General features: G+C 67.4%; 11 protein-coding genes. 4 read left to right on the forward strand and 7 right to left on the reverse strand.

The annotated features are described in order from the left end of the window. Nucleotides 1-324 (reverse strand): PPOX class F420-dependent oxidoreductase (locus VKI00_RS31330; RefSeq protein WP_324446914.1); only part of this gene is annotated, 324 nt, incomplete at its 3' end. Between the two features lie 44 nt (nt 325-368). Between VKI00_RS31330 and VKI00_RS31335 the strand changes: the two genes are divergently transcribed. Next, nucleotides 369-899, forward strand: coding sequence for a DUF1697 domain-containing protein (locus VKI00_RS31335; RefSeq protein WP_324446916.1), 531 nt, complete (start codon nt 369-371; stop codon nt 897-899). 17 nt (nt 900-916) lie between these two features. Here the strand turns inward: VKI00_RS31335 and VKI00_RS31340 are convergent, their stop codons facing one another. Then, nucleotides 917-1,282: a GntR family transcriptional regulator gene (locus tag VKI00_RS31340; RefSeq protein ID WP_324446918.1), complete on the reverse strand. Its 366-nt coding sequence runs from the start codon at nt 1,280-1,282 to the stop codon at nt 917-919. Nucleotides 1,283-1,318: 36 nt separating this feature from the next. On the opposite strand from VKI00_RS31340, the gene VKI00_RS31345 reads away from it, so the two are divergent. Continuing rightward, complete coding sequence (locus VKI00_RS31345) at nt 1,319-2,032, forward strand: NAD-dependent deacylase (RefSeq protein WP_324446920.1); 714 nt, start codon at nt 1,319-1,321, stop codon at nt 2,030-2,032. Here the strand turns inward: VKI00_RS31345 and VKI00_RS31350 are convergent. From VKI00_RS31350 to VKI00_RS31360, 3 genes are read right to left on the reverse strand one after another with little or no spacing between them, the layout of a single operon-like run. Next, complete coding sequence (locus tag VKI00_RS31350) at nt 2,029-2,673, reverse strand: class I SAM-dependent methyltransferase (protein WP_324446922.1); 645 nt, start codon at nt 2,671-2,673, stop codon at nt 2,029-2,031. The two genes, VKI00_RS31345 and VKI00_RS31350, sit on opposite strands and share 4 nt — an antisense overlap. Further along, entirely contained in the window at nt 2,670-3,389 is a 720-nt protein-coding gene (locus VKI00_RS31355) for a TetR/AcrR family transcriptional regulator (protein WP_324446924.1), read from the reverse strand. Before VKI00_RS31355 ends, VKI00_RS31350 begins: the two co-directional genes overlap by 4 nt. Next, nucleotides 3,382-5,775 (reverse strand): MMPL family transporter, encoded by a 2,394-nt coding sequence (locus tag VKI00_RS31360; protein ID WP_324446926.1) that lies wholly within the window; start codon nt 5,773-5,775, stop codon nt 3,382-3,384. Before VKI00_RS31360 ends, VKI00_RS31355 begins: the two co-directional genes overlap by 8 nt. 306 nt (nt 5,776-6,081) lie before the next feature. Here VKI00_RS31360 and VKI00_RS31365 point away from each other — a divergent pair, with 306 nt between their 5' ends. Continuing rightward, entirely contained in the window at nt 6,082-6,213 is a 132-nt protein-coding gene (locus VKI00_RS31365) for a hypothetical protein (protein ID WP_324446928.1), read from the forward strand. Between the two features lie 128 nt (nt 6,214-6,341). On the opposite strand, the gene VKI00_RS31370 is transcribed toward VKI00_RS31365, so the two are convergent. After that, nucleotides 6,342-7,103 carry a 3-hydroxyacyl-CoA dehydrogenase gene (locus VKI00_RS31370; RefSeq protein WP_324446930.1) on the reverse strand — a complete coding sequence of 254 codons (762 nt, stop codon included), beginning with the start codon at nt 7,101-7,103 and terminating at the stop codon, nt 6,342-6,344. A gap of 64 nt (nt 7,104-7,167) precedes the next feature. Then, the gene (locus VKI00_RS31375) at nt 7,168-8,241 is read right to left on the reverse strand and encodes a CaiB/BaiF CoA-transferase family protein (RefSeq protein WP_324446932.1); all 1,074 of its coding nucleotides are present in this window, start codon (nt 8,239-8,241) and stop codon (nt 7,168-7,170) included. A gap of 157 nt (nt 8,242-8,398) precedes the next feature. On the opposite strand from VKI00_RS31375, the gene VKI00_RS31380 reads away from it, so the two are divergent. Continuing rightward, nucleotides 8,399-9,081, forward strand: a 683-nt coding sequence (locus VKI00_RS31380; protein ID WP_324446934.1) for an enoyl-CoA hydratase, incomplete at its 3' end; no start/stop codon positions are given.

Raw genomic sequence — 9,081 nt, forward strand, 5'->3', positions numbered from 1 at the left:
GCGGTACAACGTAATCAGCGCTTCGACGGTGTCGTCGTCGACCGCGAGCGCCGGCGGCGTCAGCTCCGCGTCGCCCTCGGCGACGGCGTAGGACCAGCCGTCGTCGGAGCTGACCAGCAGCGACGCCCGCGGGTCGCGACGCAGGTTGCGGGTCTTGGCCCGCGGCTCGGTGACCGACACCTGAACGGCCGCGTTGCGGGCGTCAAAGTAGTACGACACATTGGACAGCTGTGGACGCCCGTCGCGCTTGACCGTGGCCAGCACGCCCAGGGAATTGTCGGCGATCACGGCCAGCAGCTTGTCGTCGAACACTTGGCGTCCCATGGCGAAAGCCTACTAGTCGTCGCAGAATCCCTACCATCACGCTTATGACCCGTTACGCGGTGTTCCTGCGGGGCGTCAACGTCGGCGGCGTCAACCTCAAGATGGCCGACGTAGCGCACGCGTTGGCCGACGCCGGGTTCGCCAACGTACGTACGATTTTGGCCAGCGGCAACATCATTCTGGAGTCACGCGCTGGTGCGGATGCGGTGCGCACCAAGGCCGAAGCCGCGCTGCGGCAGCGGTTCGGCTACGACGCCTGGGTGCTGGTCTACCCCCTTGAGACGGTACGGGCCATCGTCGATGCCTACCCGTTCGAGCCCGAACTCGACGGCTGCCAGTCCTACGTCACGTTTGTCAGCGACACCGACCTGCTCGACGAACTCGCCGCACTGGCCGACCAAGCCGGCGCCGACGAGAAGATCACCCGCGGATCCGATTCCGCCGGCGTGATCTATTGGCAGGTGCCCAAGAACCAGACGCTGGACAGCACCATCGGCAAAACGATGGGCAAGAAGCGATACAAATCGTCGACAACCACCCGCAATGTGCGCACCCTGGCCAAGCTGCTGAAATGATCGACGCCCGATCTCGCTCAGTCGTCGGGAGCGGCCTCGAGATAGCGCAGCGCGTCGGCCTTGCCGAGGCCCAGTCCGCGCGCGACGTCGAGGTAGCTGCGGGCCGCGGCCGCCATCGCAGAATCCGACGGGTCCGCGCGGGCAACGAATGTGCCGAAGCGTCCACGGGTTTCGACGACGCCCGCGATCTCCAGCTCGCGGTATGCGCGGGCCACCGTGTTGACCGCCAGCCCTAACTGACCGGCCAGTTCACGTACCGTTGGCAACCGGACCCCGGGCGGCAGGCTGCCGTCCCGAATTGCGTCGATGATCTGGTTTCGAAGCTGGTCGAACAGCGGTCGACCGGCTCGGCCGTCGACCCGCAGCCACTTCCCCAGCTCCACCTGCTCAGTATCTCGCAGTCCCGCTATCTTGGTGGGGTGCGAGTAACGGTCCTGTCAGGCGCGGGAATCTCAGCGGAGAGTGGCGTGCCGACGTTTCGTGACGACAAGAACGGGCTGTGGGCCAAATTCGACCCCTACGAGCTGTCCAGTACGCAAGGTTGGCATCGCAACCCCGAGCGGGTTTGGGGATGGTATTTGTGGCGGCACTACCTGGTGGCCACCGTTGAGCCCAACGCCGGCCACCGCGCCGTCGCCGCCTGGCGGGACTACGCCGATGTCAGTGTCGTCACGCAGAACGTCGACGACCTGCATGAGCGCGCCGGTAGCTCACCGGTGCATCACCTGCATGGCAGCTTGTTCGACTTCCGTTGCGACACTTGCGGTTTGCCTTACACAGGCAAGTTGCCCGAGATGACGGAGCCGGCCCTGGAAGTAGAGCCACCGACACACGACTGTGGCGGCTTGATCCGGCCCGACATCGTGTGGTTCGGCGAGCCGCTGCCCGAGGAGCCGTGGCAGCGCGCCGTCGAGGCTACGACCGCCGCCGACCTGCTGGTCGTGGTCGGCACCTCCGGCATCGTGTACCCGGCGGCGAGCCTGCCCGAGTTGGCGCTGGCGCGCGGCACGGTCGTCATCGAGGTCAATCCGGAGCCAACGCCGCTGTCCGACAGCGCCACGGTCACCGTGCGCGAGACGGCCAGCAAGGCGCTGCCGACGTTGCTGCAGCGGCTGCCCGCCCTGCTGGACTAAGCCGGACGCCGCGCCTGGCCGAGCACGAACTCCGACACCGGCAGCGGCGCCCACGCCGGCATTGCCCGTTCGGTTCGGGTGCTGTCGACCTCGAATCCCGCGGCGCGAATGGACTGCTCGGTGTCGCGGTGGGTGTGGCAGTTGCCGCACAGCCTCGGCCATATCGTGGCATCGACCAGCTGCTGGAACCGACCCCGGATTCCGCCGGTGGCGACGTGCTCCAGGTAGCGCAGTTCTCCGCTCGGCCGTAGCCACGAAAACAGTTGCCGCAGAACCGAATCAGGGTCTGCTACCGAGCACAGCACCAGCGAGCACACCACCGCGTCGAACGGCTCGGCGGCGGTGAAGCTTTCCACCGTCCTGTCCGTCACCGCGACCGGTACGTGTGCGGTGGCGGCCGCGTCGCGGGCCAGTACGGCGAGCCGCAGTTCGGGCTCGACCGCGACGACTTGGGCAACCGAATCGGGATAGAGCGCGAAGTTGGTCCCGATGCCCGCGCCGACCTCGAGGACCCGGCCCGACAACCCGGCCAGATTCTCCCGACGCAAATCCCGCATCTGCTCGGTCTCGTGCGCGGCGATGGTGGGCCAGATGCGGGCGAAAAAGGGGTTGTCGACCTTTCCCGGGGCCGAAGAAGTCACGCTTGCGAACCTCCCGTTGGTTTCATCGACGATCCAACCGCCCTAAGCCACTCCAGGGTCTGCTGTGGGGTGGCGTCGGCGCCGACGAGCTCCTCCACGATATGCCCGCAGAACACCGCGCCGAGCAGGCGGTTGGCGAAGTCGGTGGCATCGCCGAACGGCAGGTGCGGTTTCGCGATCAGCAACGATGCCACCCCGTGCGCGGCGCTCCACAGTTGCAGGGCCAAGGTTGTCGGATCGCCGGGCGGGCAGACGCCCTCGGCCATCAGCGCTCGCACGGTGGCACACATGTGCTCGAACGCCGAGCTGGCCAGGGCGGCATCGACGTCGCTGCCCGAACGCCATTCGCTCATCGTCGCGATCCGATACAGCTCCGGGGTCTGGGTGGCGAACCGGATATAGGCCAGGCCCTGAGCCCGCAGCACCTCGATGGTGTAGGGCTGCCCCGCGGACACCCGCTGCATTTCCTCGTCGAGCTTCTCGAAGTAGCGCGCGCACACCGCGTCAAGCAGCGTGTCTTTGTCTTCGAAATGCAGGTAGATCGACGGCGGCGTCACGCCGACGCGTTGCGCCACGGAGCGGATCGACACCGCCTTGGCGTGTCCGGTTTCCAACAGGAGTTCGGTAGCGGCGTCCAGGATCTGGTCGCGCAGCAGATCGCCGGAGCCGCGTGGCGCACGACGGCGGCGAAGATTGTCGGTGGTCGGGCTAGCCATAGTGTCGGACCGTCGCGGCCGCACGCGCACCCCGATCCCCGTTGGACGCTCCGAGTCCGGCGGGGTCGATGTCTTCGCGGCGATGCCGCCCGGTCGAACCGCCGGCGGTGGCCGGTGGGATCTCGAGGTCGTGGGCCTCGCTGATGCCGAACCGCTCATGCAGCCACACCAGGGGTTTGGGCGCCCACCAGCTCCACTGCCCCAGCGCGTGCATGAACGCCGGAACCAGAACCATCCGCACCAGCGTCGCGTCGGCCAGCACCGCGAGCGTCAGGCCGACGCCGAACATCCGCATGAACGACACCTGAGCGGGGATCAGCGCCGCGAAGGAGATCGACATCACCACCGCAGCGGCGGTCACCACCCGGCCGGTCCGGGCCAGGCCGAGGGCCACGCTCTCGTCGTTGTCGGCGCGCTTCGTTTTGCTGGTCGCCGTCGCGGGGCGGGTGGCCCGGGATGCCAACCAGTACTCCCGAATCCGGGAGACCAGGAACACCTCGTAGTCCATCGACAGGCCGAACGCCACGCAGAACAACAGCACCGGGATGTTGGCGACCAGCGTCCCGTTGGGGGTGGTGTCCATTGCGCCGAGGTGGCCGTCCTGGAAGATCCACACCAGCGCGCCGAAGGCCGCGGTCAGCGACAGCACGTTGCACACCAGTGCCTTGACCGGCAGCACCACGCTGCCGGTGAGCAGGAACAACAGCGCGAACGTGATCACCGCGATGAGCCCCAAGACCAGCGGTAGCCGGGTGGTGATCCCGCGCACGCTGTCGCGGTTGATCTGGGCCAGGCCGGCCATCTCCACCGAGCGGCTGGCGGGTCCCGCCACCGCGTGCAACCGGTCGAGCTGGGTGTGCGAGGCCTGTGAGAACAGCGGGGCGGTGCTGGCGACGGTCAAAAATGCGCTGCCGCCCGTCATTCCGGCCGGCGCGGACGGCGGCCCGACCCGATTGCCGGCCGCGAACGTCCCCGTCGGCGCCGACACGGCCGAGACCTTGGACACCCGAGACAGGTCGGCGGCATAGCGGTCGAGGTCGGCCGGGCTGACGCCGCGGACATCGGGGATGACGACGGTTACCGCCGTCGCCGAGTCGTCGGTGAAGTCGCGGCGCAACTGGTCACCGACCGCGTGGGCCGAGGCCGATTTCGGCAACACCCGGTCGTCGGGCATACCCCACTTCACCCGGAAGAATGGAAGCCCGAGCACCAGCAGCAGCACAACGACGGCCAGACCGATCGGCACGGCCCGGCGCATCACGAACTTCGTCGACCGGTACCAGAACAGCTGCTCCACCGGCTTGCGCACCGGATCCGGGCGACCGAGGATCCGCCGTCCCAGCCGGCGCACGTCGAGTGTGTCCAGCCGCGGCCCGAGCAACACGATCGCCGCTGGTGTCACCACGATCGCCGCCACCGCGACGAACGCCACGGTGGCCACGCCGGCGTAGGCGAACGACTTCAAGAAGTACATCGGGAACAGCACCATTACCGCCATCGACAAAGCGACGGTGGTCGCCGAGAACAGCACGGTGCGGCCCGCGGTGGCCATGGTCCGCATCAACGCGTCATCTCGATCGCGGCCATCGGCCAGCTCGTCGCGATAGCGACTGATGATCAGCAGTGTGTAGTCGATGGCCAGGGCCAGACCCAGCGCGCTGCTGAGGTTCAGTGCATATGTCGAGACGTCGGTGGCGAAACTGATCAGCCGCAACGCCGACATCGATCCGACGATGGCCAGCCCACCCAGCGCGACGGGCAGGGCGGCGGTCAGTACTCCACCGAAAACCCAGACCAGCACCAGAAAGCTGAGCGGAATGGCGAGGGACTCCATCAGCAGCAGGTCGCGCTCGTTTTGGTGATTGATCTGGGTGTAGACCGTCGCCAGTCCGCCGGCTCGGACGGTGACGCCGTCGCGGTCGTGCACGACTTGTTTGGCAATGGCCTTGGCGTAGTTCTGCGCGTAGTTCTCGCCGCCCTTGAGGTTGGCCACGATCAACCCGGATTTGCCGTCCTTGCTCACCAGATCGACGGCCAGGTGCGGCGGAGTGGCGGTGGGTCCGGTCCATGCCGAGGACACGTTGTAGACCCCGGCCGACCGTTTCACCTGGTCGACGATGTCGGTGGCGACCCGGCGGGCTTGGTCGCTTTGCGCGCCGCCCGGCGCGGTCACCAGGATCACCAGCTGCTGATCGCTTTGCCCGAACTTGTCGGTCAACAGGTGGATGGCCCGTGCCGACTCCGACTCCGGGTCCTGGAAGCCGCCGGCGGACAGGCTCTTGGCCACTGGGAGCCCGAAGATTGCGGCCGCCACCATGACCAGACCTGCGACCACGAGGATTCGGCGCGGCGCGACGATGGCAACGCGAGCGATTCCCTGCAGCATGCGTGTCCTTTCGCCGTAGATACCCGCGCTAACTTATCAGCGATAACTTAGCCTTGCAAGGTCAGGTACGCCCCTCGGACGTCCCACAACTAAATACGTACCCGGCCCCCGCGATGGTTCACCGTAAACGCGGATTAACCAGGACATTTTGCGGAGCCTATCGGCTGATAATTGGATACGCGACGAACATCCGGGAGTCCGGACGAGACGTCCACGGCAGCCGATCCCTACCCGACGGTAATATTGCCAAGGTTTTCCGAATCGTGACTCAAAGATTCCTTAATGGTTGCTCATAAGCTCATGTGCATGTGGATCGATGACTCGAGTGCCGACGTGATCAAAGCTGATTTCGAGGCCCTCTACCACGGCGACGTGCTGGTAGAGGGTGAGTGCTCGGAGCAGTTCGACGATTGGCACCCGCTGCCCACCGCGAGCTGATCTACGCGGAGCGCGCCTGTTCGACGTGGGCGCGCCGGTGACGAGGTGAGCGTGCGCCTCAATCGCACCTTTGCCATTCCGTCATCGTTTTTGGTCCCCGGCTTTCTGCGGGGACTTTTTTGGCTCTCCTACCGCGGCGCCATCCGGATCGCGCCGTCCAGCCGGATGACCTCCCCGTTGAGCATCGGGTTCTCGACGATGTGCACGGCCAGCGCGCCGTACTCGTCGGGATTGCCGAGCCTGCTGGGGTGCGGCACCTGCTGACCGAGCGACTGCCTGGCCGGCTCGGGCAGGCCGGCCAGCAACGGGGTGTCGAACAGGCCGGGGGCGATCGTCATCACGCGGATGCCCTTGCTGGCCAGGTCGCGCGCGATCGGCAGCGTCATCCCGACCACGCCGCCCTTGGACGCCGAATAGGCCGCCTGTCCGATCTGGCCGTCGAACGCCGCCACCGAAGCCGTGTTGATGATGACGCCACGCTCTTCTCTTTCTGGACCGACTGGTTCGTTCTTGGCGATCCGCTCGGCGCCCAGCCGCAACACGTTGAAGGTGCCGATCAGGTTGATCTCCACGACGATGCGGAACAGATCCAGCGGGAAGACGCCGTCCTTACCCAGCACCCGGATGGCATTCCCGGTGCCGGCGCAGTTGACCACGATGCGCAGCGGGCCGAGCGACTCGGCGATATCGAGGGCCGCGGTCACCGCCTTCTCGTCCCTGACATCGGCCGGCGCGAAGCGCGCGCGCTCGCCGAGCTCGCGCACCACGTCCTCGCCCTTGAGGTCGAGCACAACCACCTGCGCGCCGGCGTCGAGCAGGCGTTTGGTGGTGGCCAGGCCCAGGCCGGACGCGCCGCCGGTGACGAGTGCTACGGCATCCCTGATCTCCACGCAAATATTCCTTTCGGTCGGTCCGGCCGCTCCCCGACGGGGCCGACCTACTGGTTGGTCGGGACTATACCCAGTCGCTGAGGACGGCTTCGGTGTCGGCTCCGGGCTGCCCCGGCGGGCGCGGCTCGCCTGGAACCGTGCGGGAAAACCGGGGTGCCGGCAACGGCTGCAGCCCGCCGCCGGTCTGGTAGAAGGTATTCCGCTGGGTGACGTGCGGCTCGCTCTCCACCTCGCCGAACGCCAGCACCGGCGTCACGCAGGCGTCCGAATCAGCGAACACCTTGGCCCAATGGTCGCGGTCCCGGCTGGCAAACACCTCGGTGAACCGGGCCCGCAGCTCGGGCCAGCGGCTGCGGTCGTTTTGCTTCGGCAGATCGGCGGCGTCCAGGCCAAGCCCGGCCAGCATCGCCGCGTAGAACTGCGGCTCGATCGCACCCACCGCGACGTAGCGACCATCCGAGCACTCGTAGGTGTCGTAGTAGGGCGCGCCGCCGTCGAGCATGTTGGTGCCCCGCTCGTCAGTCCACATGCCCAGGGCACGCATCGCCCACATCATCTGCACCAGCACCGATGACCCGTCGATCATCGCCGCGTCGATGACCTGGCCCTTGCCGGAGTTCTGCCGCTCCCACAGCGCTGCCAAGATTCCGACCAGCAGGAACATCGACCCGCCGCCGAAGTCGCCCACGAGGTTCAGCGGCGGCACCGGCCGCTCGCCCGCACGGCCGATCGAGTGCAGCACCCCGTTGAGCGAGATGTAATTGATGTCGTGGCCGGCCTGCTGGCTGCGCGGGCCGGCCTGCCCCCAGCCGGTCATCCGCGCGTAGACCAGCCGCTCGTTGACCTTGGCGCAGTCTTCCGGGCCCAGGCCCAGGCGCTCGGTGACCCCCGGGCGGTAGCCCTCGATCAGCACGTCGGCCTTGGCCACGAGCCGAAGGACGAGTTCGCGGCCCTCGTCGGACTTGAGGTCGGCGACGACGAAGCGCCGGTTGCGCAGCATCGGATCCGCGCCGCTGGCTCCGGGACGGTCGACGCGCACGACGTCGGCGCCGAGGTCGCCGAGGATCATCGCGGCGTGCGGGCCCGGCCCGATGCCGGCCAGTTCAATCACCCGCAGCCCTGTTAGCGGTCCCGCCATCTAGCGACCTCCTTGTCGACAGACCAAATCTCCGGGTGGCGACCGCCAGCGCGGCAAAGCCGGGCGCAGCGGGTCGACACTGGTTCTGTTCGCATCTTCGCAGCCGCCGTCGACTGCCCTGCAGCCCGGTCGCAGATGGTGGCTTACAGTCGAGTTCATGACCGCCATCGATTCCGGTATCGACACCCTCGCACCCGTCGACGGGCTTGCCATCTCGTTGACCGACGGGGTGCTATCGGTGACGATCGACCGTCCGGACAGCCTGAATTCGCTGACGCTGCCGGTGTTCGTTGGAATCGCCGATGCTATGGAGCAGGCAGCCGACGATCCGCGGGTCAAAGTGGTGCGGTTGGGCGGCGCGGGCCGCGGCTTCTGTTCCGGGGCGGGAATGAGCGCCGACGACGTGGCCGGCGTCGGCCCCGGCGACGAGCTGATTCTGGCGGCCAACCGGATAGTGCGGGCGATCACGGCGCTGCCACGCCCGGTCGTCGCCGTCGTTCAGGGTCCGGCGGCCGGCGTCGGTGTCTCGCTGGCGTTGGCCTGCGACCTCGTACTGGCCTCGGACACAGCGTTTTTCATGCTCGCTTTCACCAAGATCGGCCTGATGCCCGACGGCGGCGCCTCGGCGCTGATCGCCGCCGCGATCGGTCGGATCGGTGCGATGCGGATGGCGTTGCTCGCCGAGCGGCTGCCCGCCGCCGACGCGCTGGCGTGCGGCCTGATCAGCGCGGTCTACCCGGCCGACAGCTTCGACGCCGAGGTGGACAAGGTGGTGTCCGGATTGCTGTCCGGACCCGCCGTGGCGTTCGCCAAGACGAAACAGGCCATCAACGCGGCCAC

It is taken from the genome of Mycobacterium sp., assembly GCF_035314665.1.
Taxonomy (GTDB): domain Bacteria; phylum Actinomycetota; class Actinomycetes; order Mycobacteriales; family Mycobacteriaceae; genus Mycobacterium.